Annotated in this window: 21 protein-coding genes and 2 pseudogenes; 12 read left to right on the top strand and 11 right to left on the bottom strand. The window is 61.3% G+C overall.

The features are described from left to right. The first annotated feature begins 269 nt into the window (after positions 1-269). Both P9292_RS13010 and P9292_RS13005 read left to right on the top strand, forming a co-directional pair. The gene (locus tag P9292_RS13010) at positions 270-1,394 is read left to right on the top strand and encodes a DedA family protein/thiosulfate sulfurtransferase GlpE (protein WP_404989448.1); all 1,125 of its coding nucleotides are present in this window, start codon (positions 270-272) and stop codon (positions 1,392-1,394) included. After that, complete coding sequence (locus P9292_RS13005; protein ID WP_309959349.1) at positions 1,391-3,193, top strand: FAD-dependent oxidoreductase; 1,803 nt, start codon at positions 1,391-1,393, stop codon at positions 3,191-3,193. Before P9292_RS13010 ends, P9292_RS13005 begins: the two co-directional genes overlap by 4 nt. 54 nt (positions 3,194-3,247) lie before the next feature. Here P9292_RS13005 and P9292_RS13000 read toward each other — a convergent pair. Then, positions 3,248-3,541 (bottom strand): annotated as a pseudogene (locus tag P9292_RS13000) (porin); the annotation flags it as partial. A gap of 80 nt (positions 3,542-3,621) precedes the next feature. Between P9292_RS13000 and P9292_RS12995 the strand changes: the two are divergent. Genes P9292_RS12995 through tnpC form a run of 3 tightly spaced genes read left to right on the top strand, consistent with a single transcriptional unit; the run spans position 3,622 to position 5,939 of the window. Then, complete coding sequence (locus P9292_RS12995; protein ID WP_309957892.1) at positions 3,622-4,017, top strand: transposase; 396 nt, start codon at positions 3,622-3,624, stop codon at positions 4,015-4,017. Beyond that, entirely contained in the window at positions 4,014-4,349 is a 336-nt protein-coding gene (gene tnpB / locus P9292_RS12990; RefSeq protein ID WP_309851376.1) for an IS66 family insertion sequence element accessory protein TnpB, read from the top strand. Before P9292_RS12995 ends, tnpB begins: the two co-directional genes overlap by 4 nt. A 57-nt stretch (positions 4,350-4,406) precedes the next feature. Continuing rightward, on the top strand, positions 4,407-5,939 hold the full coding sequence (gene tnpC, locus P9292_RS12985) for an IS66 family transposase (RefSeq protein WP_309851373.1): 1,533 nt from the start codon (positions 4,407-4,409) through the stop codon (positions 5,937-5,939). A 33-nt stretch (positions 5,940-5,972) separates the two neighbouring features. Here tnpC and P9292_RS12980 read toward each other — a convergent pair. The 3 genes and pseudogenes from P9292_RS12980 to P9292_RS12970 all read right to left on the bottom strand — a co-directional run. Continuing rightward, positions 5,973-6,854 (bottom strand): annotated as a pseudogene (locus P9292_RS12980) (porin); the annotation flags it as partial. A gap of 222 nt (positions 6,855-7,076) precedes the next feature. Further along, entirely contained in the window at positions 7,077-8,516 is a 1,440-nt protein-coding gene (locus P9292_RS12975; protein WP_309959347.1) for a heavy metal sensor histidine kinase, read from the bottom strand. Then, a complete protein-coding gene (locus tag P9292_RS12970) occupies positions 8,513-9,184 on the bottom strand; it encodes a heavy metal response regulator transcription factor (RefSeq protein WP_250526525.1) in 672 nt (223 codons plus the stop codon). Before P9292_RS12970 ends, P9292_RS12975 begins: the two co-directional genes overlap by 4 nt. Between P9292_RS12970 and P9292_RS12965 the strand changes: the two genes are divergently transcribed. From P9292_RS12965 to P9292_RS12950, 4 genes are all read left to right on the top strand, one after another. Continuing rightward, positions 9,183-9,323, top strand: coding sequence for a hypothetical protein (locus P9292_RS12965; protein ID WP_244829093.1), 141 nt, complete (start codon positions 9,183-9,185; stop codon positions 9,321-9,323). The two genes, P9292_RS12970 and P9292_RS12965, sit on opposite strands and share 2 nt — an antisense overlap. An 88-nt stretch (positions 9,324-9,411) precedes the next feature. Beyond that, positions 9,412-9,933, top strand: a complete 522-nt coding sequence (locus P9292_RS12960) for a cytochrome b/b6 domain-containing protein (RefSeq protein WP_309964007.1) — start codon at positions 9,412-9,414, stop codon at positions 9,931-9,933. A 3-nt stretch (positions 9,934-9,936) separates the two neighbouring features. Further along, the gene (locus P9292_RS12955) at positions 9,937-10,710 is read left to right on the top strand and encodes a molybdopterin-dependent oxidoreductase (RefSeq protein WP_309959345.1); all 774 of its coding nucleotides are present in this window, start codon (positions 9,937-9,939) and stop codon (positions 10,708-10,710) included. Positions 10,711-10,754: 44 nt separating this feature from the next. Beyond that, positions 10,755-11,366 (top strand): hypothetical protein, encoded by a 612-nt coding sequence (locus tag P9292_RS12950; protein WP_244829095.1) that lies wholly within the window; start codon positions 10,755-10,757, stop codon positions 11,364-11,366. A 46-nt stretch (positions 11,367-11,412) separates the two neighbouring features. Here P9292_RS12950 and P9292_RS12945 read toward each other — a convergent pair whose 3' ends face one another. Then, a complete protein-coding gene (locus P9292_RS12945; protein WP_244829096.1) occupies positions 11,413-11,829 on the bottom strand; it encodes a MarR family winged helix-turn-helix transcriptional regulator in 417 nt (138 codons plus the stop codon). Positions 11,830-11,959: 130 nt separating this feature from the next. Between P9292_RS12945 and P9292_RS12940 the strand changes: the two genes are divergently transcribed. Together P9292_RS12940 and P9292_RS12935 are read left to right on the top strand one after the other, a co-directional pair. After that, a complete protein-coding gene (locus P9292_RS12940) occupies positions 11,960-13,411 on the top strand; it encodes an NAD-dependent succinate-semialdehyde dehydrogenase (RefSeq protein WP_309959343.1) in 1,452 nt (483 codons plus the stop codon). Positions 13,412-13,462: 51 nt separating this feature from the next. Next, complete coding sequence (locus tag P9292_RS12935) at positions 13,463-14,269, top strand: DUF1932 domain-containing protein (protein WP_309959341.1); 807 nt, start codon at positions 13,463-13,465, stop codon at positions 14,267-14,269. Here the strand turns inward: P9292_RS12935 and P9292_RS12930 are convergent. Then, entirely contained in the window at positions 14,266-15,684 is a 1,419-nt protein-coding gene (locus P9292_RS12930) for a PLP-dependent aminotransferase family protein (protein WP_250493084.1), read from the bottom strand. The genes P9292_RS12935 and P9292_RS12930 overlap by 4 nt on opposite strands. Before the next feature lie 318 nt (positions 15,685-16,002). Here P9292_RS12930 and P9292_RS12925 point away from each other — a divergent pair, with 318 nt between their 5' ends. Further along, positions 16,003-16,329 (top strand): DUF2917 domain-containing protein, encoded by a 327-nt coding sequence (locus P9292_RS12925; RefSeq protein WP_250493085.1) that lies wholly within the window; start codon positions 16,003-16,005, stop codon positions 16,327-16,329. 84 nt (positions 16,330-16,413) lie between these two features. Here the strand turns inward: P9292_RS12925 and acnA are convergent, their stop codons facing one another. From acnA to P9292_RS12900, 5 genes are all read right to left on the bottom strand, one after another. After that, a complete protein-coding gene (gene acnA / locus P9292_RS12920; RefSeq protein WP_309959339.1) occupies positions 16,414-19,131 on the bottom strand; it encodes an aconitate hydratase AcnA in 2,718 nt (905 codons plus the stop codon). Positions 19,132-19,236: 105 nt separating this feature from the next. Further along, the gene (locus P9292_RS12915) at positions 19,237-20,688 is read right to left on the bottom strand and encodes a bifunctional 2-methylcitrate dehydratase/aconitate hydratase (protein ID WP_309959334.1); all 1,452 of its coding nucleotides are present in this window, start codon (positions 20,686-20,688) and stop codon (positions 19,237-19,239) included. 29 nt (positions 20,689-20,717) lie between these two features. Continuing rightward, the gene (locus P9292_RS12910; RefSeq protein ID WP_244829743.1) at positions 20,718-21,227 is read right to left on the bottom strand and encodes a hypothetical protein; all 510 of its coding nucleotides are present in this window, start codon (positions 21,225-21,227) and stop codon (positions 20,718-20,720) included. A gap of 85 nt (positions 21,228-21,312) precedes the next feature. After that, positions 21,313-22,488 (bottom strand): 2-methylcitrate synthase, encoded by a 1,176-nt coding sequence (gene prpC / locus P9292_RS12905; protein ID WP_309959332.1) that lies wholly within the window; start codon positions 22,486-22,488, stop codon positions 21,313-21,315. Between the two features lie 94 nt (positions 22,489-22,582). Continuing rightward, positions 22,583-23,593 carry an aldolase/citrate lyase family protein gene (locus P9292_RS12900; RefSeq protein WP_309959330.1) on the bottom strand — a complete coding sequence of 337 codons (1,011 nt, stop codon included), beginning with the start codon at positions 23,591-23,593 and terminating at the stop codon, positions 22,583-22,585.

Raw genomic sequence — 23,593 nt, 5'->3', positions numbered from 1 at the left:
AGGCAGGACGCCGTGTTTCACGGCGTCCGCGCGAGCCAACCCGCAGCGCACCCGGCAACCGCCTCAAAGGTTGCACGATGCAAGCTTGTATCCCCTTTCCGCGCTACACTCCTCCCTTAAATGTGACGAACGCCGGTCCGGCGCCGCGTGCACCGCAGTGAACCACGAGCGGTAGCCTGCTCGTTTCTCATTCCAGCGCCGATCCGCGCTGCCGCCACGCGCAAAACCCGTCGTCTCGTCAGGCTGCCCCTTGCGCGGAGAATCCCATGTTGCTCCACCAGCTCGTCGATCGATTCGGCCCGTTGATCGTATTCGTCAATGTGATGGGCGCGGCGCTCGGGCTGCCCGTGCCCGCCATGCCAACGATGATCGTCGTCGGCGCGTCCATCGCGCTGATGGCGGTGAATGGCGCGGCGTTCTGGCCACCGCTCATCGGTGTTCTGTGCGTGGCGGTCGCGGGCGGCGTGATCGGCGATCTCGTCTGGTTCCAAGGCGGCCGCAAATACGGCGACCGCACGCTCAAGACCATCTGCAAGCTCTCGCTGTCGCGCGATACCTGCGTCAAGAAAACCGAGCGCTTCTTCGGCCGGTGGGGCGTGCGCATTCTGCTCGTGGCGAAGTTCATTCCCGGTTTGTCGCTCGTGTCCGTGCCGCTCGCGGGCGCCATGGGCGTGAAGCTGCGCAGCTTCATTACCTGGGACGGTCTTGGCATTGCGTTGTGGGGCACAGTTGGCCTTACGGTCGGCGTGCTGTTCGCAGCCGAACTGGAAATGGTCTTCGCCATGATTTCGCAGCTCGGCCGGCAGGCCATCATGGTCGTCGCGGTGCTGCTCGCGGTGTATGTGGCGTATCGCTGGTGGCGTCGCCGCGCGCTCATGGCGACGCTGGAAAAAGCGCGCATCAGCGTGGACACGCTTTACACGATGATGCGCGACGAACCCGTGCCGGTGATCTTCGATATCCGCTCGCCGGAAAAGCGCATGCTCGATCCGTTCACGATTCCCGGCTCCGTGTTCGCCGATGAACGCGAACTGGCGAAGATCATTGAAAACTACGACAAGTCGCGCAAGATCGTCATCTACTGTTCGTGCCCGAATGAAGTGTCCGCTGCGTGGATGGCGAAGACCATGCGCAACGCGGGCTTCAACGATGTCGTGCCGCTCACGGGCGGGCTCGATGCCTGGCGTCTCGCCGGCTTCGATGTCGCGAAGCTGACCGAGTTCGGCCAGATCGTCGCGGCCACGCCGGAAGAAGTCGCCGAGATGGCGGCAATGTGCCCGTGGCCCGTGAAACAGGCGTCGGGCGCATCGGCTGCGGCGTCTTCCGCGACGGCGGCATCCACGGGCTCCGCATCCTTGCATGAAGCTGGTTTTCCACACGGAGATCGCGCATGAGTACAACCCCGAACAACGAGCACGGCGCGGATATGCCCAATGTCGTGGCATGGAGCGCGCGCGTGCCGTCGTCGGAAGATCCGAACGTCGTTCCGTCGACGACCGTCGTCGAGCCTGCGGCAGCGGATGAAAACGCGCCATATTCGCCGCTGAATTCGCGCATGCATCAGATGTTCCCCATCCTCACGGCGAACGAGATCGAACGCATGAGCCGCTTCGGCAGCGCGGCGCGCTGGCGCAAGGGCGAGTGGCTCTTTCGCACGGGCGATCTCGGGCGCGGCATGGTGATCGTGCTGAGCGGTTCGGTGCGCGTGACGCGGCGCGATGCGCTCGACCGCGTGCATCTGGTTGTCGAGCATGGTCCGGGCAATTTTCTGGCGGAAGTGGCGCAGCTTTCGGGCAAGCCATGTCTCGTCGATGGCATGGCCGCCGAGGATGTCGAAGGCGTGGTGATCCCGCCCGAGCGTCTGCGCGCGCTGCTCGTCGCAGAAGCGGAACTGGGCGAGCGCATCATGCGGGCGCTGATTCTGCGGCGCGTCGGCTTGATCGAAAAAGGCAGCGGACCGGTGCTGCTCGGCCAGTCCGACGATGGGCGTCTGGTTTCGCTGCAAGGTTTCTTGCGGCGCAACGGCCATCCGCACACGGTAATCGACGCGTGTACCGATCCCGATGCCATCGCGCTGCTCGAACGCATCTCGGCTTCTAAAGCCGACTTTCCGCTGGTGATCTGTCCGGACGGCACCGTATTGCGCGCGCCGACCGAGAACCAGGTGGCGACGCAACTCGGCTGGCTGCCGGAATTCGATCCGAGTCATGTCTACGATGTCGCGATCGTCGGCGCGGGACCGGCCGGGCTCGCCACGGCGGTGTATGCGGCGTCGGAGGGATTATCGGTTGCCGTGTTCGACTGTCGCGCGCCGGGCGGACAAGCGGGCGCGAGTTCGCGTATCGAAAACTATCTCGGTTTTCCGACCGGTATTTCAGGGCAAGCGCTTGCCGGACGCGCGTTCGTGCAGGCGCAGAAGTTCGGCGCGCATATCGCCATTCCCACGCGCATCAAGGCGCTGCATTGCGGTGCGACGCCCATTCGGATCGAACTCGAGAACGGCACGTGCGTGGCGACGCAGACGGTGGTGATTGCATCGGGCGCGGCATATCGGCGGCCGGCCATCGCCGGGCTCGAAAAGTACGAAGGGCATGGCACGTATTACTGGGCGTCGCCGGTCGAGGCCAAGTTGTGCAAGAACTCGGAAGTGGTGCTGGTCGGCGGCGGTAACTCGGCGGGACAGGCGGCCGTGTATCTCGCTTCGCACGCAAAGCACGTGGATGTGCTGATTCGCGGCGCGGGGCTCGCGGCCAGCATGTCGCATTATCTGATCGAGCGCATTGCGTCCTTGCCGAACGTGACGGTGCGCACGCATACGGAGATTACCTCGCTCGAAGGCGACGATCGCATGTTGAGCGCCGTCGTCTGCAAGACGCCGGAGGGGCCGTTGCGGCTCGAATCGCGGCATCTGTTTCTCTTCACGGGCGCGGACCCGAACACGGACTGGCTGACCAATTGCAACGTCAACACGGACGAAAAGGGTTTCGTGCTGACCGGGCCGGAAGCGCACGAGGGCCGCACGCAAGGCGTGATGATGCTGGAGACGAGCGTGCAGGGCGTGTTCGCCATCGGCGATGTCCGCTCGAGTTCGACCAAGCGCGTGGCGGCCGCGGTCGGCGAGGGTGCGGCGGTCGTCGCGCAGATACACGGCTTGCTCGCACGGCGACAGGCGGTGCCTGCACCGGTTGCTTGATGAAAAAGCCCCGCATTCGCGGGGCTTTTCGTTTGAGGCAGGCTCGAAAGCCGGTCAGAACCGATGCCGCAAGCCGACGCGCGTGACGAACTGCGTGTTCGCTCCGGCACTCTGGCCGATAAAGGCCGTCGACGAGCCGATTTCCGCTTGCACCGGCACATTGCGGCCGGCAACCGTGTTGCTGCCCGACGCCTTCTGATAGATGCCGAGCAAATACACATCGGTGCGCTTGGACAACGCGTAATCCACCGCGCCGTTGATCTGATGCCATTTGCCTTCGAAGTTGTCGTCGAGCTTCGAGAACGTATAGCCGAGACCCGCGCTGAACGCCGGCGTGATGTTGTACTTGCGTAAGCACGCGGCGATCACATCTGGTTTTCGATTGCTTGGCGTAAGAGCATACGTTTCCACGATCAGGAAGCGGACACGTGCACACTATTTCCCAAGACATATCGGCGGGCCGCACACGGCGGACCTATAGCGCCTCGTTCAAGTCTGAGCTTATCAACCAATGTCGGCAGGTCGGCGTCTCATGTTCAGCCGTGGCGATCTCCCATGGCCTGAATCCCAATGTGCTGCGACGCTGGATTAAAGCGGCCGCCGACCCCAGCGACGCTACGCCGCCTGAGCCCAACTCGCTTGATATCGACGTCAAGCGGGCTTTCATCGCGCTGCCAATGACTGTGCCGACACCACAAGCGCCCGATGCGGCGCAAGTGAACGTGCGTATCGACATTCAGCGCAACGGCACAACGGTGTCAGTGCTGTGGCCGCAGCTTTGCTTGAGTGAGAGTGCGGCTTGGGTTCGGGAGGTGTTGCGATGATCCGCATCGACGCCATTTGGCTTGCGACCGAACCTCTTGATATGCGAGCCGGCGCCGATACCATCCTTGCACGCGTGGTGAAGGTTTTTGGGTCCGCACGGCCACACCACGCATATTTATTTGCCAATCAGCGCTCGACGCGCATGAAGGTCCTGGTCTACGACGGATTTGGTGTCTGGCTTGCTGCGCGACGCTTGAACAAGGGTCATTTCGTTTGGGCCAGTGATCATGGCGATGTCGCTGAGACATTAAATCTCGAGCAACTGCACGCACTTGTGATCGGGCTGCCCTGGCAGACGTTGGCGCACGATCACGTCATCGCGGTGGTATAGCAAAGACGTATACAGTTTCGATTCCCCCGGCTTGCAGGTGCTGGCAAACTTGAGGACATGGAATCCCCCACTGATCTCGACGCTCTGAACCCCGATCAACTGCGCGCGCTTGCGCGTCAATTGATGACCCAGGTCGACGAGAAGACGCGCGAATCGCACTACCGCCAAACGCGCATTGACCAACTCACGCATGAGCTCTCGGTCATCAAACGTCTGCAATTCGGCAGGCGTAGCGAGCAGCTCACCACCGAGCAATTGAGCCTGCTGGACGAGGCAATCGATGAGGATTTGGCCGCGTTGGAAGCTGAGCTCGATGAGCTGCGCTCGGATGTGCCGCAGGAGAAGCCCCGCAAGTGTGCCAAACGCTTGCCGTTGCCGCCCCAGTTACCCCGTACCGATATCCACCACGAGCCGACGGAGTTGAGTTGCTCCTGTGGCTGCCAGCGGGTGCGTATTGGCGAGGATATCAGCGAGAAGCTCGACTACACGCCGGGCGTGTTCACTGTTGAGCGCCATATCCGCGGGAAATGGGCCTGTAAAGCGTGCGAGACATTGGTCCAGGCGCCCGTGCCGCCACATGTGATCGACAAAGGAATTCCGACTAATGGATTGCTTGCACAGGTGTTAGTCGCCAAATACGGCGACCACCTTCCTCTGTACCGGCAGGAACGCATCTTCGCCCGCGCGGGTGTTGCAATTCCACAGTCGACGCTCGGCGGCTGGGTGGGCATATGCGGTGTGCGTTTGCAGCCCCTGGTCGAGGCGCTTCGCGAGGAATTACTGCGCCACACCGTCGTACATGCAGATGAAACGCCGGTGCAGATGTTGAGCCCCGGCAAAGGGAAGACACATTGCGCCTATCTATGGGCGTACACGTCGACCCAATTCGCAGACGTGCGCGCGGTCGTGTACGAGTTTGCAGACGGTAGATCTGGCGAACATGCTCGCGCCTTCCTGGGCGACTGGCGTGGCAAGCTGGTCGTCGACGATTACAGCGGCTATAAAGCCGGATTCAAGCTGGGCATCACGGAAATTGGCTGTATGGCACACGCACGGAGAAAATTCTTCGATCTGTACGAGAGCAAAAAAAGCCAGATCGCCGAACAAGCACTGAAATTCTTCGTGGCGCTCTACGACGTCGAGCGCGAAGCAGCTAACTTGGACCCTGAACAACGACGAGCGATTCGCGAGGAGCGAGGCCGCCCGATTGCACAAGCATTGCACGTCTGGATGCTCGCACAGCGCAAACTCGTCGTCGCGGGTTCGCCGATCGCCAAAGCACTGGACTACAATCTCAAGCGCTGGCAGGCGCTTACGCGCTATCTTGACGATCCTCAGGTGCCCATTGATAACAATCGAATCGAGAATCTGATTCGGCCCTGGGCAATCGGAAGGGCGAATTGGCTATTCGCGGGTTCTTTACGCGCTGGACAACGAGCTGCAGCTATCATGAGTCTCGTGCGTTCCGCCCAGCTTAATGGGCACGACCCGTACGCATACCTAAAGGATATTCTCACGCGGCTGCCGACGCAGAGGGCCGATAAGATCACTGAATTGCTTCCGCATAATTGGGTACCAGCCGCCTCCTGATTAAGCGCACCCGTGACTTTGCCGGGCGCTTACGTACTTGCCGCCGATTTCGTAGTTGTTCAACTTCGACGATGCCGCGACCAGCGGTTCGAACGTCGTATGCGTCCAGTTCGCCCAGACCGTGGCCGCGGAGAACGTGTAGCGCGCGCCGACGCCATAGGTTTCGAGATCGCGCAGGCCGCCCGTGGCGATGTTCGCGATGTTCGTGCTGAATGCAGGCGTCGCGCCATTCGGGAAGCGGATGTTGGTGTACGCCGCGCCGATGCCGAACGGTCCCTGGTTGTAGTTCAAACCGAAGCTGTACGTGCTCGACGAACCTTGCGTCGCGCCCGCGCCCGTGGTGGTCGGCGTGCCCGCGAATTGCGTCGAATTGGAAAAGCCGTACATGGCGCCGAAGGTTACGCCATAGAAGCTCGCGCTGTTGAACTTCACCGAGTTGTTGATACGGCTCGAAGTCAACTGATCCAGATCGTTCATGTGGTACGCGTAGTTGCCGGCGGGCGTTTGGCTGCCCATCGTGTAATTGCCGCCGATGACATCGGTGGAGAACGAATACTGGCGACCGAAGGTCAGCGCGCCGACATCGTTCTTCGACAGACCGACGAAGGCTTGCCGGCCGAATTCCGCGCCGCCTTGGCCGAGCGTGCCATCGCCGCTATTGAAGCCGCTTTCCAGGACGAAGATGGCCTTGAGCCCGCCGCCCAGATCTTCCTGTCCGCGCAAACCCCAGCGGCTGCCTGATGCAACGCCGTCGCCGTACTTCACGAGGCTGTCGTGGCTATTCGGTCCGGTCGAAACCTTGTTCGCATAGGTGATACCGGCGTCGATCAGGCCGTAAAGCGTGACGCTGCTTTGCGCATGCGCGGCCATGCCGAAGGTCCCAAGGATGGCGAGCGCCAGGATTTTCTGCTTCATCGATCTTTCCTTGTTATTTGCTGTTCGCTAGTGACGATTTGCCACGCGAAGCGGCGCCGCTTGTGCGGCTGTTGTGTTCACGCCGAAGGGTTTCGTCGGACATACCGTTGCGCGATGAACGTCATCGTTATGTCGCGTGGAATATAGCGAAATGTCAGCTAGCGGTAAACGCTTCGAGGGGAAGCTGTAGCCTTTCTTCCACAATACTTGCTATAAGAATTTTTATAGCTTGAGCAAGGATGAGGCAGGAAAGCGCAGTTCGAATTCGATCCAGCCGTCCTGCGTGCAACGCGCCGACGCGCTGCCGCCATGCATGCGCATGATTGCCTGGACGATGGAAAGGCCGAGCCCGCTGGACTCCGTGAACTCGCTACGAGCCGCATCGCCACGATAGAAGCGGTCGAAGAGACGCGTCAGTTCGGCGTCTTCTATACGCGCGCCGCGATTGCCCACGACGATGCATGCGCCGTCCGCATCCGCGTGACCTGACAGGCGCACGACCGTGCCTGCGCTCGCGTAACGCACCGCATTGACGACCACATTGCCGATCGCGCGGCGGCACATGATTGCGTTTGCAACTATCTGGCCGCTTGCCTCGATATCGAAGCTGATGTGCCGTTCTTCCGCGATGCCTTCGAAGTAAGCGGCGAGGTTGTCGAGTTCGTCGCGGATATCGAGCTTCTCGCATTCGATGCGTTGCGTTTCGTGATCCGCTTGCGCCAGAAACAGAATGTTCTGCGCAATGCGCGCAATTCGCTCCAGTTCCTCCAGATGCGATTCAAGCACGGTGCGATACTCCGCCACGCTGCGTTCATGCGCGAGCGTTACCTGCGTCTCGCCGATCAACACGCCAATCGGCGTACGCAGTTCGTGCGCGAGATCGGCGGAAAACTGCACGAGGCGCGCATAGCCGTGTTCGAGCCGGTCGAGCATGGCGTTGAACGAAGCCGCGAGGCTTTGGAGTTCCTGCGGCGCGTGCGCGACGTCGAGTCTCGCCGACATGCTGTCCGGCGCGATCTCGGCGGCTTTGTCCGCCATGAGCCTGAGCGGCATCAGGCCGCGGCTCGTGACCCAGTAAGCGAGCAGCATCGTAACGAGCACGGCGGCGATCATGGTGATCCACACGCGCACGAGATACGCCGACAACACGTGCGCTTCCTGCGTCATCACGTGCGCGGCCATGATCTCAACCACTTCACCGCTTTCGCCGATACGCGCCTGCGCACCGAGCCAGCGCATGCGCACGCCATCGGCGCGCGTGCCTTCGTAAAGATCGTCGAGCGCGACTGCGCGTGTCACGGGCACGGTCTGCAGCGGCGGCAGCGGCATGTTCTCGGGATTGACGGCGATGAACGGCGCCGCGCCCGCACGCCGGAAGATGATCACGTCCTGCCGGTCGCCGAGCATGGTTTCGAAAAGCCGCGGCCGCGCTTCGATTTCCTTGATCGTGTAGAGGTCGTGCAGCAGCGCGCGATAGTGTTCGACACGGGCGATCAACTGATAATCCGCACGCGTGGAGAGGGCGGAGTTGGTCGCGTGATAGAGCGATGCGCCGACCATGCCGACCACCACGCACACGATCAGCACGAACGACACGGCAATACGCACGGCAAGCGAGCGCGACGGCTGCGGCGGCAGCCAGCGCAAGACGGCGTCGTTCAAGGCTCTTCCCCAAACGAATAGCCGATACTGCGCACCGTATGAATCAGCTTCGGTTCGAACAGATTGTCGATCTTCGCGCGCAGACGCTTGATGGCGACATCGACCACGTTGGTGTCGCTATCGAAATTCATGTCCCACACTTCCGAGGCAATCTGCGTGCGGGACAACGCCTCGCCCTGATGCTTGCAAAAGAGATGCAGCAGCGCGAATTCCTTGTTCGTCAACGCGATATCCATGCCCTTGCGCGTCACCTTGCGGCGCAGCACATCGACGTGGAGATCGGCAATCTGGAACATGTCCGATTCGCGCATCACGCCGCGACGCAAGAGCGTGCGAATACGCAGCACGAGTTCGGTGAAGGAAAAGGGCTTGACGAGATAGTCGTCCGCGCCGAGTTCGAGACCGTGGATACGGTCCGTGACGTGGTCACGGGCCGTGAGAAAGATGACAGGCAAGTCACGTTTCGCGCGCAACGCCGACATGACCTGCCATCCGTCGATGCCGGGCAGCATCACGTCGAGCACGATCAGCTCGTAAGAGTTCGCCAGCGCCTGATGCAGACCGTCGGTGCCGTTGCGCACGAGATCGACCTGATACCCGGACTCGATCAGCCCTTTTTTCAGGTAGTCTCCGGTCTTGCGATCGTCTTCTATAACGAGGATGGTCATGCGCGGCATTCTTGCTTTGTATTGCCGTCATTTTGCCAGTGCGCTTGAACGGTCCGTCGAAAATGACAAAAAAGTCATCGATGCGTCATGGATCGATCAGAGCGGGCTGGCTACCATCGGTCCTGTGTTTGCTCCGTGAGAAAGACGTGCAGAACAATTCGCGACATTCCGTGCAGCCGCTTTGGCTTCGCATCACACATTGGGTCAATGCCTTCGCCATACTCATCATGGTGACGAGCGGCTGGCAAATCTACAACGCATCGCCGATCTTCAAAGCGTTCACGTTTTATCCGGCCATCACGCTCGGCGGCTGGCTCGGCGGTGCGCTGCAATGGCATTTCGCGGCCATGTGGCTGCTCGTGGCGAACTTCATCGTCTATGTCGGGATGAACGTTGCGACGGGCCGTCTGCGCGAGCGCATGTTTCCGCTCAGCATCAAAAGCATCATTGCCGATGGCATTGCCGCCGTGCGCGGCAAGCTCGGTCACGACGATCTCACGCGCTACAACGCCGTGCAAAAGTTCGCGTATCTGGCGGTCATAGTGGATTTCGTCGTCATCATTCTGTCGGGCCTCGTCGTGTGGAAGTCGGTGCAGTTCCCGCTTTTACGCGCGCTGATGGGCGGCTACGACAACGCACGCGTCGTGCATTTCCTCGGCATGAGCTTCCTCGTGGCGTTCTTCGTCGTGCATGTCGCCATGGTCGCGCTCGTGCCGCGTTCGCTCGTGTTGATGATCAAGGGACGTTGATTCATGTCGCTCAAGCTTTTTAAAACACGAACGGACGCCGAACTCATCGTTAAAGATGCGGCGAAGGAATTAAAAGCCCCCGCGCGCCGTTTATTCGGCAAGCGCATTCTTTCGCTCGGCGGCCTTGCGATGCTGTCCGGCTGCAACATCACCGACGACAAATCCGTCAACGCGATGCTGCGCAAGATCTCGTCCTTCAACGACGACATGCAGGCGTTGCTCTTCGATCCCAAGCAACTCGCGCCGACTTATCCCGATTCGATGATTACGCGTCCGTTTCCCTTCAACGCGTTCTACGACATCGACGAAGTGCCCGAAGTGGACGCTTCGAGCTACAAGCTGCAGGTCGGCGGCCTGGTCAAAGGCAAGCGTATCTGGACGCTCGATGAGCTTCATGCCATGCCGCAAGAGAGCCAGGTGACACGGCACATTTGCATTGAAGGATGGAGCGCCATAGGCAAGTGGGGTGGCGTGCGCTTCGCGAATTTTCTGCTGCATGCAGGCGCGGATACGACCGCGAAATACGTGGGCTTTCACTGTGCGGACAATTACTCGACGAGCATCGACATGCCGACCGCGCTGCATGCACAAACCTTGCTCACGCTCAGCTACGACGGTCAGACCTTGCCGCCCAAATACGGTTTTCCGATGAAGCTGCGCATGCCGACCAAGCTCGGCTACAAGAATCCGAAGCATATCGTCGCGATCACCGTGACCAACAATTACCCCGGCGGCTACTGGGAGAACCAGGGCTATAACTGGTTCGGCGGTTCCTGAAGAAGTCTCTTCGCTTGACCCTTATCGATACCAAAGGAGAATCCATGTCGATTCGCATGAAACTCGGCGTCAGCATCGCGGCGCTCGCACTCACGAGCGCGGCCTTCGCGCAGACGCCCGCTGCCAAACCCACGCGTATTCGCGGCGATATCGTGTCCCTGTCCGGCGACACGATGACGGTGCATCGGCGTAGCGGCGACACGGTCAAGGTCGCGGTGAAGGCCGACACGCCAGTCACGGCGCTCAAGAACATCAAGCTCGAAGACATCAAGCCGGGGCAGTTCGTCGGCACGGCCGCGACCACGGGCACCGACGGCAAGATGACCGCAACCGAGGTGCTGGTGTTTCCGGAAGCGGCACGCGGCACGGGTGAGGGCCACTACGCGTGGGACCTCGGCCCGCAAAGCTCGATGACCAACGCGAACGTCGATCAGGTCGTGCAAGGCACGAGCGGACGCGATCTCAAGCTGTCGTACAAGGGCGGCTCGAACGCTGTCACCGTGCCGCCGAACGTGCCGGTCGTGACCTTCGCGCCCGCTTCGCATGACGATCTGAAGCCTGGCAAGAAGGTGTTCGTCGTGGCGAGTCCGGCAGGTGGCGACTTTGCCGCGCAGCGTATCGTGGTGGAAAAGGACGGCGTCGCTCCGCCGATGTAAGCTTCGATGTAACGTAAGACCCGCGCCCGCTTCAAAGCGGGCGTTTTCATTCCAGACTCGCGCGCACGTCTCTCACGTTCGACACCGTCTCGTCGAAGTGCGCAGACCCGAGTTTGCGCCTCATGCGCTTCGTGACCTCCGAGCTCATCGAGCCAATGCGCTTCATCAGCGCAGGCGCCGCGGCTGTCGGATGAATCGATGCCTCGCGTCCATCCCTGTCGGTCGACCAGCGTTCGACCAAGCCGAGCTTTTGTAAGCCGTCCAGCGTGCGCGTGGCCGTGGGTCGCGAAATGGCGAGCGCATCGGCAAGCTCGCCCTGCAGCAAGCCGGGATGCTCGACGATCGCGCGCAGCATGAAGCCTTGTGACGGCGTAAGGCCGAACGGCTTGAACGCTTTCGTCCACTCGCGCTCCAATGTGCGTGCAAGCGCCGTGGTGTTGAAGTAAAGGCATTGGTCGAACATGCGGCTTTCCTTTGAATCGAATTGATTTGCTCTGCAACTATCCGCGTGTCGTCGACGGACGGGTCAGCAGATTTTACGGGCTCGGGTTAACATCGTCGTTTGCCGCGAACCACTCGTCAGGAGAACATGCATGAGCAATACGCGTTCCGACCTTCCGTCATATCCGAACACACAACTTTTTATTGATGGCGAATGGCGCGCCGGCTCGCGCGACACCGCCGTGATCAATCCCGCGAGCGAAGCGGAAATCGGCCGTCTGGCGCTCGCGGGCATCGACGAACTCTCGCTTGCCGCCGATGCCGCCGCGCGTGGCTTCAAGGAATGGCGCAAGGTTTCGCCGTACGAGCGCAGCAAGCTGATGCGTCGCGCCGCGCAGAACATCCGCGACCGCGCGGAGCAGATCGCCGCCATCATGTCGATGGAGCAGGGCAAGCCGCTCGGGGAAGCTCGCATCGAGACGCTGTCGGCTGCGGACATCATCGAATGGTTTGCCGAAGAAGGGCGCCGCACGTATGGCCGCGTGATTCCGTCGCGTTCGGACGCGGTGCGCCAGATCGTGACGCGCGAGCCCGTCGGTCCCGTGGCCGCTTTCACACCGTGGAACTTCCCGATCAATCAGGCGGTGCGCAAGGTGTCGGCGGCGCTGGCCTCGGGCTGCTCGGTCGTGTTGAAGGGACCGGAGGAAACGCCCGCGAGTTGCGCGGCGCTCGTGCAGGCTTATGCCGATGCGGGTTTGCCCAAGGGCGTGCTGAATCTCGTGTTCGGCGTGCCGGCGGATGTATCGAAATATTTGATCGCGCATCCGGCCATCCGCAAGATTTCGTTCACGGGTTCCACGCCGGTGGGCAAGCTGCTCGCATCGCTGGCGGGCGAGCATATGAAGCGCGTGACCATGGAGCTCGGCGGACATGCGCCCGCTATCGTCTTCAAGGACGCGGACGTGCCGCGCGCGGCGAAGATGCTGGCATCGGCCAAGTTCCGCAACGCCGGTCAGGTGTGTATTTCGCCTACGCGCTTTCTCGTCGAAAAAGCGGCGTATGAAGAGTTTGTGCATCACTTCGTCGCGACGGCGAGCGCGGTGAAGGTCGGCAACGGTCTCGACGACGGCGTGCAAATGGGCCCGCTCGCCAACGGCCGCCGTCTCGAAGCCATGGAACGCCTCGTCGCCGATGCCCGCGAGCACGGCGCAAAGGTGCTGACGGGTGGCGAACGCGTGGGCCGCGAAGGTTACTTCTTCGCGCCGACCGTGCTGGTGGACGTGCCCATGAACGCGCGCATCATGACCGAAGAGCCGTTCGGCCCGATTGCGCCTATCGCGTCGTTCAAGTCGTACGACGAAGTCATCGCCGAAGCGAATCGCTTGCCCTACGGTCTCGCCGCTTATGCGTACACGAGTTCGGCGGCGACCGCGGCGGCGGTATCGGACGATATCGAAAGCGGCATGCTGTCGATCAACCATCACGGGCTTGCCTTGCCTGAAACGCCGTTCGGCGGTGTGAAGGATTCGGGCTACGGTTCGGAAGGCGGCAGCGAGGCGATGGAAGCGTATCTCGTCACCAAGTTCGTGACCGAGCATCGTTGATGGAAACGCGCGGGCGTTATCACGACGCTCGCGCATCGACAGGAGAAGCAGGTGACGCGAACGGTCGTGGGTTTGCTCGGCGCGGGCAGCATGGGCGCGGCTGTCGGCCACAGGCTGACGCAGAAGGGCGCGCGTGTCTTGACGACGCTCGAAGGGCGCAGCGAGGCCAGCATCGCTCGCGCGCGCGAGGCGGGGATCGAAGACGCAAGTCCCGACCGCTTCGCCGAGTGCGATTTCATTCTATCGATCGTGCCGCCCGCGGTGGCGGTCGAATCGGCGCACCGTCTGGCGCCCGTGCTTGCGCGGGCCGCCCGTAAGCCTCTCTACGTCGATTGCAACGCGGTCAGTCCGGCGACGGTCAAGCGCGTGGCAGAAGCGCTCGACGTTCCGTTCGTCGATGGCGCGATCATCGGTTTGCCATCCGCGCCAAAGTTCTATGTGTCGGGACCGCAAGCGCACCGTACGCTCGCACTCGCCGATGCGGGCCTCGACGTACACGTGCTCGATGGTCCTGTCGGCGCGGCTTCGGCGCTCAAGATGTCGTATGCGGGAATCACGAAGGGATTGACCGCGATCGGCGCGGCCATGTCGCTCGCCGCGCTTCGCAATGGCGCGGGCGATGCGCTCTTCGACGAGTTATCGGCGAGTCAGCCCGAGCTGGCCAAATGGCTTGCGAATAGCGTGCCGCGCATGCCGCCCAAGGCATATCGATGGGTCGCGGAGATGGAAGAGATCGCGGGCTTTATCGGCGACGGACACGCCGAGCATCGCATCTATGAAGGCGCGGCCGGTCTCTACGAACGCCTGGCCCAGGACAAGGACGCCACCGACGCGCTCAAGCAGTTCTTCGAGCGTTAAGCCCTGGCCGTCTGCGTCATGTGTTCGAAAAAGCGTGCGGCGCGCCGGTCGCCTGCGTATGCCGAATTGATGCGCACCCACGCGCACGCCTCGCCGTTCGGCCGATAGTAATTCCCCGGCGCCAGCGTCACGCCGAACTTCAGCGCTTCACTCACGAGCTTCGTCGAGTCTTCGATACCCGGCACCTTCGCCCAGACGAAATTGCCGCCGCTCGGTTGATCGAATACGTCCCAGCCGTAGCTCTCCAACTGCTGCACCGCGCTCGAAAGCGAATCGCGCACGCGCTTGCGCAGCCGTTCGAGATACTTCCTGTACGTGCCGCGTTCCAGCAGACTTGCCGCAACGCTCTCGGCGAAGCGCGTGCCGCCGAGGCTCGTCAGCACTTTCACATCGACGAGATTCTTCACGAGCTCGCGATTGGCCGCGAGATAGCCGATTCTCAGCGACGACGACAGCGTCTTCGACAAGCCGCCCACATAAATCACGCGGTCGAACTGATCGAGCGATGCGAGCCGTTGCGTCGGCACGGTCTGAAAATCCGCATAAATGTCGTCTTCCACGATAGTGAAACCGTGCTGCGTCGCAAGTTGCAGCAGCCTGAAAGCGACTTGCGGCGCGATGTTGGTCGCCGTCGGGTTCTGGAACACCGTATTCACGAAGAACAGTTTGGGCGTGTGCTGCTTCAGAAGCGCTTCGGCCATCTCGACATCCGGCCCGTTGGCCAGACGCGGCACGCCGACGAGCCGCACGCCTTGCAGCTTCAGCAAGCCAAACAGATTGTAATAGCCGGGATCTTCGACGAATACCGTATCGCCGGGCTTGAGCATGTAGCGCACGACGAGATCGAGCGCCTGACTCGCGCCGCTCGTGATCATCACATTGGGCAAATCCGCGTTGATGCCGAGCGTGTTGAGGCGCATCTGGATCTGCTGGCGCAGGTTCGTGTCGCCGTGCGGAATGGCGTAATCGATCACGCTTGCGATGTCCGCGCGCGACGCCTGTCGCACCGCCTGCGTGAGGCCATCGACATCGCGCCATGCCTCGGGAATGAAGCCGCTCGACAGCTTGAGCGTCTCGCCGGGATAGTTGAACTGCGCGAGGATCTGGCTCGACTCCTCTTCCGCGAGACGCGGGTCGCAATTGCCAGCGTCGCGCGCGTGTTCGTCCACATGATTCGCCACGTAAAAGCCCGAACCGTGACGCGGCTGAATCAGCCCGCGCGACGCAAGACGGTCGTACGCTTCGATCACCGGAAAGCGGCTGATGCTCTGTTCGGTCGCAAGTTGCCGGATCGACGGCAGTTTCGCGCCCGCCAGCACGCGGCGCGAGCGGATCATGGTTTCGATCTGGCTGACGATCTGCTCGGTCAGCGGCACGCCCGTGGCGCCATCGATATTTAGCGGAAGTGCGTTCATCGTTTTAAGTGTTCGGTCGAACAGAGTGAACAGTTGCGATCAAGTGTTTGCGGAGTGATTTGAAGTATTCGAACGCATCCGAAAATCGCCGTCAACTAGGCCAAACGGCCATCCACACTGTTTTGAGCGAATACCGACAAAATTATTCACTTAGAAGTGTTCGGTATTTCTGGCTATACAGTTTCTGTGTAACTGTACGCAAGTGTTCATTCTAGATGTTCGGCACTGGCCGAATAATACGCTTAACGGCTGCGACACGCTTTTACATTCGCAGCATCCATCAAGCGATCAGGCGATCGAGCGACAGGGAGCGGCATCATGCGTGAAATCAGGACTTTTGAACTCGACGGGCGCGATGCGCCGACTAGCTGGTTTATCGACCGGCCGCAAACGCTGCGCGCTACGCGTGGCCAGATCTGGCTGACCATCGAAGGCGACGCCGGCGATTTCTGGCTCGATGCGGGCGAGTGCGTCGAACTTCAGCCGTTCTCGACGATCTGGGTAAGCGGCGCGCGGGACGAAAGCGCTTTTTCGTTGGCGTCGGTTTCCACGCCGACGACCACATCGAGGCGCTTGATCGACGCAGCCCGCGCGTGGCTCGCGCGCCGCACGGCGCCTTCCGGTGCGGCGATCTCGAAGGCATAGGCGAAAAAAAACCCGGCCGAGGCCGGGTCCAATGTTCCCGCGCTCTTTCGAGCGCGGTCACCTGCAAAGCTACAGACTACTCGCTTACGCCGCCAGCAGCGAGCGCAACACGAACGGCAAAATGCCGCCGTGCTTGTAGTAGTCGACTTCGATCGGCGTGTCGATACGCAGCAGCACCTGCACGCGATCTTCCTTGCCGTCCTTCCGATGGATCACGAGCGTCACTTCTTGCTGCGGCTTGAAGTCGTCGCCCAGACCTTCGATATCGTACGTCTCTTCGCCCGTGATGCCGAGCGTCTGCACGCTGTCCGTACCCTTGAACTGCAGCGGCAACACGCCCATGCCGACCAGGTTCGAACGATGGATACGCTCGAAGCTGCGCGCCACCACGGCTTTCACGCCGAGCAGTTGCGTGCCTTTCGCCGCCCAGTCGCGCGACGAACCCGTGCCGTATTCCTCGCCCGCGAAGATCACGGTCTGCGTGTTGTCGCCGATGTACTTCATCGCGGCGTCGTAGATGGACAACTGTTCGCCGCTCGGTTGATGGATCGTCAGGCCACCTTCCACGCGCGTGCCATCTTCCTTCAGCGGAATCATCAGGTTCTTGATACGCACATTGGCGAAAGTGCCGCGCATCATCACGTCGTGGTTGCCGCGACGCGAGCCGTAGCTGTTGAAGTCGGCCTTCTGCACGCCGTTCGCCTTCAACCACACGCCCGCCGGCGACGTTTCCTTGATTGAACCTGCCGGGCTGATGTGGTCGGTCGTGACCGAGTCGCCGAAGATGCCGAGCGCGCGTGCGCCCTTCACGGCGGGAATCGAGTCGGCCGGGGTCATCGAGAAGTCGTGGCCGAAGAACGGCGGCTCCGCGATATACGTCGACTTCGGCCAGTCATAGACCTGACCGGTTTCGCCCGCGATCTTGCTCCACAGGTCGCCATCCTTCGTAAGCTGCGAGTAGTTCTCGCGGAAGGCTTCGGCGTTGAGCGCGTACTTGAGCAGCGAATGCACTTCCTCGCTCGTCGGCCAGATGTCGCCGAGATACACGTCGTGCCCGTCCTTGCCCTTGCCGACCGGCTCGGTCATGAGGTCGCGCGTGATGTTGCCCGCGATGGCATAAGCGACCACCAGCGGCGGCGAAGCCAGGAAGTTGGCGCGGATGTTCGGGTGAATACGCGCTTCGAAGTTGCGGTTGCCCGACAGGACGGCGGCCGCAACGATATCGTTCTTCACGATGGCGTCGTTCAGCTCCGGCGTCAGGTCGCCCGCATTGCCGATACACGTCGTGCAACCGTAAGCGGCGAGCGTAAAGCCGAGCTTGTCGAGATACTGCAGGAGATCGGTCTTCGTCAGATATTCGGTGACGATACGCGATCCCGGTGCCAGCGACGTCTTGATATGCGGCGCCACCGTCAGACCGGCCTCGACCGCTTTCTTGGCCAGCAGACCGGCGGCCAGCAGCACGCTCGGGTTCGACGTGTTCGTGCACGACGTGATCGCGGCGATCAGCACGTCGCCGTTCTTCACGTCGACGCCATCGGCGGTCTTGTAGTCGGCGGTCAGATCGGCGGGCTTCTTGGCAAAGCCGTTTTCGCCGACCGGCTTCGAGAAGAGGTCGGTAAACGTGCTCTTCACATTGCCGATTTCGATACGGTCTTGCGGGCGCTTCGGACCCGCCAGCGACGGCGCGACGGTGGACAAATCCAGCGTCAGCGTTTTCGTGAAGTCGATGTCGCCGGCCTTCGGCACGCCCCACAGCTTCTGCGCCTTGAAGTAGTTTTCGAAGGCGGAGATTTCGGCGTCGGTACGGCCCGTGCCCTTGAAGTAGTCGATGGTTTTTTCATCGACCGGGAAAAAGCCCATGGTGGCGCCGTATTCCGGCGCCATGTTGCCGATGGTCGCGCGGTCCGGCACCGCGATGGAAGCCGTGCCTTCGCCGAAGAACTCGACGAATTTGCCGACGACCTTCTCCTTGCGCAGCATTTCCGTGATGGTCAAGACGAGGTCGGTTGCCGTGCAGCCTTCGCGCAGCTTGCCCTTCAACTCGACGCCGACGACATCCGGCGTGAGGAAATACACCGGCTGGCCGAGCATGCCCGCTTCCGCTTCGATGCCGCCCACGCCCCAGCCCACCACGCCGATGCCGTTGATCATCGTCGTGTGGCTGTCGGTGCCGACGAGCGTGTCCGGGTAGTAGACCGTGTCGTTGCCTTCGGTCTTCTTGTGCACGCCGCGTGCGAGATACTCCAGATTCACCTGGTGGACGATACCCACGCCCGGCGGCACGACCTTGAACGTGTCGAACGCCTGCATGCCCCACTTCATGAACTGGTAGCGCTCGTTATTGCGCTGAAACTCCAGCTTCATGTTCAGGTCGAGCGCGTTCGGCTCGCGGAAGTGATCGATCTGCACCGAGTGATCGACGACGAGATCCACCGGCACGAGCGGCTCGATTGCCTTCGGGTCCTTGCCCGCGCGTTCGGCCACACCGCGCATGGCGGCGATGTCGGCGAGCAGGGGCACGCCGGTGAAATCCTGCAGCACGACGCGCGCGACGACGAACGGGATTTCATCGACGCGGGCTGCAGTCGGTTTCCAGTTCACCAGTTGCTCGATGTGCTCTTCGGAAATCTTCTTGCCGTCGTAATTGCGCAGCACGGATTCGAGCACCAGCCGGATCGACACCGGCAGACGTTCGATCTTGACCTTCAGGGCTTCGCCGAGTTGCGGCAGCGAGTAGAACTTGCCTTTGCCGGAACCACTGTCGAATTCCTTGAGCGTATTGTGAAGATTGTGGGCCATGGTTATTTTCCTTGGGCTGATCTGGGTTTGATGCAACGTTTCCTGAATCTGAAACCGGGTCGTGCCTGGTTTGACGCGCCGGCACGCGCGCACCGGCTCCAGGCGCTAGATCACATACAAATCGACGTATTCATTGACCGGCATGGCTTCGAGCTTTGCCTGATCGAGCGATACCGCGAGGATCGCCTGTTGCTGTTTTTGCGGGAACCGGCGCGCGAGATTGGTCTTGAACTTCTCGACGAGCAGCGGAATGCCGTCCTCGCGGCGGCGCTTGTGACCGATCGGATATTCCACCGCGATTTCATCGAGCTTCGAACCGTCCGTGAACTCGACGGTGAGCGCGTTCGCAATCGAGCGCTTCTCAGGATCGTGGTAATCGGTCGTGTATTGCGGGTCTTCCACGCATTCCATCTTCGCGCGCAAGGTGTCGATGCGCGGGTCCTGCGCGATCGAATCTTCGTAATCGGCGGCGGTGAGACGGCCGTGGATGAGCGGCACGGCGATCATGTACTGAATGCAGTGATCGCGGTCGGCCGGATTGTTGAGCGGTCCCTTCTTGTCGATGATGCGGATAGCCGCTTCGTGCGTGCGAATGGTGATCTTCGCGATATCTTCGACACTCTTGCCCGCTTCCTTCAGCTTGCCGTGCAGCGTCATGGCGGCTTCGACGGCGGTTTGCGAATGGAATTCGGCCGGGAACGAAATCTTAAAGAGCACGTTCTCCATGACATACGAGCCGTACGGGCGCTGGAACTTGAAGTCGTTGCCCTTGAAGAGCACGTCGTAGAAGCCCCAGGTCTTCGTGGTCAAGACCGACGGATAGCCCATTTCGCCGGTCTTCGCGATCAGCGCGAGACGCACGGCGCGCGAGGTCGCGTCGCCCGCGGCCCACGACTTGCGCGAACCCGTGTTCGGCGCGTGGCGATATGTACGCAGCGAATGACCATCGACGAAAGCGAGCGACACCGCGTTGATGAGTTCGTCGCGCGAGAGGCCGATCAACTGACCGACGACCGCCGTGGACGCGAGCTTGACCAGCAGCACGTGATCGAGCCCGACCTTGTTGAACGAGTTTTCCAGCGCGATACAGCCTTGAATTTCGTGCGCCTTGACCATGGCGATCAGCACGTCTTTCATGGCGACCGGCTTCTTGCCGGTGGCGATTGCGTTACGTGACAGCCAGTCGGCGGTGGCGAGAATGCCGCCCAGGTTGTCCGACGGATGGCCCCATTCGGCGGCGAGCCATGTGTCGTTGAAGTCGAGCCAGCGGATCATGGCGCCGATGTTGAAGGCGGCCTGAACCGGGTCGAGCTGAAACTGGGTGCCAGGCACCTTCGCGCCGTTGGGGACGATCGTGCCGGGCACGATCGGTCCCATCAGCTTGGTGCAGGCAGGGTACGAGAGGGCTTCGAGTCCGCAGCCGAGGGTGTCGATCAGGCAGTTGCGCGCGGTTTCCAGCGCAAGCGTGCTCTCGACGCGATAGTTGAGAACGTAGTCGACTATGTCGACGAGTACCTGATCCGGCTCTGGCCGGACGTTCGAGATCGGTGCGGACATCGAGGATTCCTGTTTGATTGCAGACTTTGTTATTCGGCCTTCTTGAACAACGCTTCCGACTGCGTGGGAGCGGTTGCGCCCGCAGCCATTTCGGCGGTCATGCACTCGTCGGCCAGGCGCGACGAATCTTTGTCGGAGAACAGCATTGCCTTCGACGGGATCACGACGAGATCCATGCCCGTTGCCGCATCGTGGAAACGATCGGCGCCGGTCGTGGTGTCCTGACGGGGCAGCTTGTAGTCCTTCTTGGCCCAATTCACGGTGACGATGGTGTCACGCTTCATGTCGCCTTTCAGATAGAAAGACGCGCCTTCCTTACAGGTCCACTTGACGGCGCCTTCGGGAATCGGGTCGGTCTTCGCTGCCGCGGCCGCTTCGGCCTTGGGTGAGCGCTTGATGAGTCGACGTGCCGGAGCCGGGCGTTTGGCCTTTGCCGCCTTCGAGTCCGTGGTGGTCGTCGCGGCGAAGGCGTCGGCACTGACGAACACGCTGGTGGTAGCCAGTGTGCCGACGATTGCAGCGATCAGGAGTTTATTCATCGAAAAACCTTTCAAAACATGGAGGTTGGTAACGGTTGCCGCGCGGAGTGAATTTCGTCCTCGCGAAATTCGATCGCGCAGTCCGCTATTTTCGCTTATTTAGTGGCGTGAACTTCAAATTATTGGGGCCCGTGTAGTTCGCACTCGGCCGGATGATTTTGTTGTCAATGCGTTGCTCGATGATGTGCGCGCTCCATCCCGCCGTGCGCGAGATGACGAAGAGCGGCGTGAACATGGCCGTGGGCACGCCCATCATGTGATACGAAACCGCGCTGAACCAGTCGAGGTTGGGGAACATTTTCTTTGCGTCGGCCATCACGGATTCGAGCCGTTCGGCGATGCTGAAGAGCTTGTTGTCGCCCGCTTCCTTCGAGAGCTTCTTCGCGACTTCCTTGATGACCTTGTTACGCGGATCGGAGATGGTATAGACCGGATGACCGAAGCCGATCACCACTTCCTTCTTCTCGACGCGTGCGCGAATATCGGACTCGGCTTCGTCGGGCGTCTGATAGCGCGATTGAATTTCGAACGCGACTTCATTGGCGCCGCCATGTTTCGGGCCGCGCAATGCGCCAATGCCACCCACGATCGCCGAAAACATGTCCGAGCCCGTGCCCGCGATCACGCGAGTCGTGAACGTGGATGCGTTGAACTCATGTTCAGCGTAAAGATTGAGCGATACGTGCATGGCTTCGACCCACGATTTCGAGGGCTCCACGCCATGCAGCAAATGCAGAAAGTGTCCGCCGATGGAGTCGTCGTCAGTTTCGACTTCGATGCGCTTGCCGTTGTGCGAGTAGTGATACCAGTAGAGCAGCATCGAACCGAGCGAGGCCATCAGCTTGTCGGCGATATCCTTCGCGCCGGGAACGTTGTGATCGTCTTTTTCGGGCAGGATGGTGCCGAGCATGGATACGCCGGTGCGCATGACGTCCATGGGGTGCGCGGACGCCGGAATCCATTCGAGCGCGGCCTTGAGGTTTGCGGGCAAGCCGCGCAAAGCCTTGAGTTTTGTCTTGTACGCCTTCAACTCGGCGACGTTCGGCAGCTTGCCATGCACGAGCAGATACGCGATCTCCTCGAACTCGCTGGTGGTCGCGACATCGAGAATGTCGTAGCCGCGATAGTGCAGGTCGTTGCCGGTCTTGCCGACTGTGCACAACGCGGTGTTGCCCGCGGTCACGCCCGAAAGCGCGACGGATTTCTTTGGCTTGAATGCGCCCGCTGCGGCGGGTGCGTCGGTCGATACGGTATCGCTCATTGCTTCAAGTCTCCTTTCAACGCTCAGGGCGTGCGTTACTTCTTCTTGAAACGCGCGCTGCGTAACCGCTCGCGCGCGTGCTGCAAATGCTCTGTCATGCGTTGCCGCCTTGCGCCGGCGTGGCGAAGAGCGACGCGCAATCGCTTGGCATTGCCTGGCCGGTGGCCTCGGCGCGCCGCAGCACCGACCAGTAATAGCGATAGCTCGCGCGATCGTGCAAGGTATCGCGGTGACGCGTTGGGCCCCACTGCGCGCGTTGTGCGCCAAGCAGTATCTCGGCGGCGAGCGCGATTTCATCGGCACGTGGCGAGAAGGCTTCGACGACAGGCCGTATTTGCTCCGGATGAATGCTCCACATGCGCGTATAGCCGAACTCGTTGCGCGCGCGCCCGGCGTCGTTCGCCACGATGCCCATGTCGCGCACTTCCGTCGATACGTTGTGGGAAGGCACCTTGCCGTGTGCGTGACACGCCGCCGCGATTTCCAGCTTCGCGCGCCGCACGAGCGGATGTTCGAACTGGCCGGGCGAGCGCATGGCGGTATCTGGAATGGCGCCGTTGTGCGCCGAAACGAAGTCCATCAGGCCGAAGCTCAGCGATTCGACGCCGGGCAGCGCCGCGAGCTCGAAGGCTTCGCGAAGCGCGCCATGTGTTTCGATCAGCAGATGACAAGGCACCGGTTTCTCGATGCCGAACTCGCAACGCGATGCCTCGACGAAAGCCACCATCTCGGCGGCGTCGAAGACGCTGCGGATTTTCGGCAGCATGACGAAGGCAGGCGCTTTCCTCGCGTGACGCAGGATGATGCGCACGTCGTCGCGCCACGCGCGGTGATTGAAGTCGTGAATGCGCACGCCCACGCGCCCGAAGCGGTCTTCCTCGCCGCCGACGAACGACGCGACGAGTTCCGCATGCTCCGCCTCGCGGCCTACTTCCGCACCGTCCTCGCAATCGAGCGTGATGTCGAAGACCGGCCCGAGTTGCGCCTGCAACGCGAGCGACTTCTTCATCAGCTTTTCGCTGCCCGCGTAGTGATCGCAGGGCGGCAGGACAGCAGGCTGCGGTTCGCCGTCAAACAGCACTTCGGCGGGGGTGAGAGCGCGCAT

It is taken from the genome of Caballeronia sp. LZ001, assembly GCF_031450875.1.
GTDB lineage: Bacteria > Pseudomonadota > Gammaproteobacteria > Burkholderiales > Burkholderiaceae > Caballeronia.
This window is presented reverse-complemented; position numbering and strand designations above follow the sequence as displayed.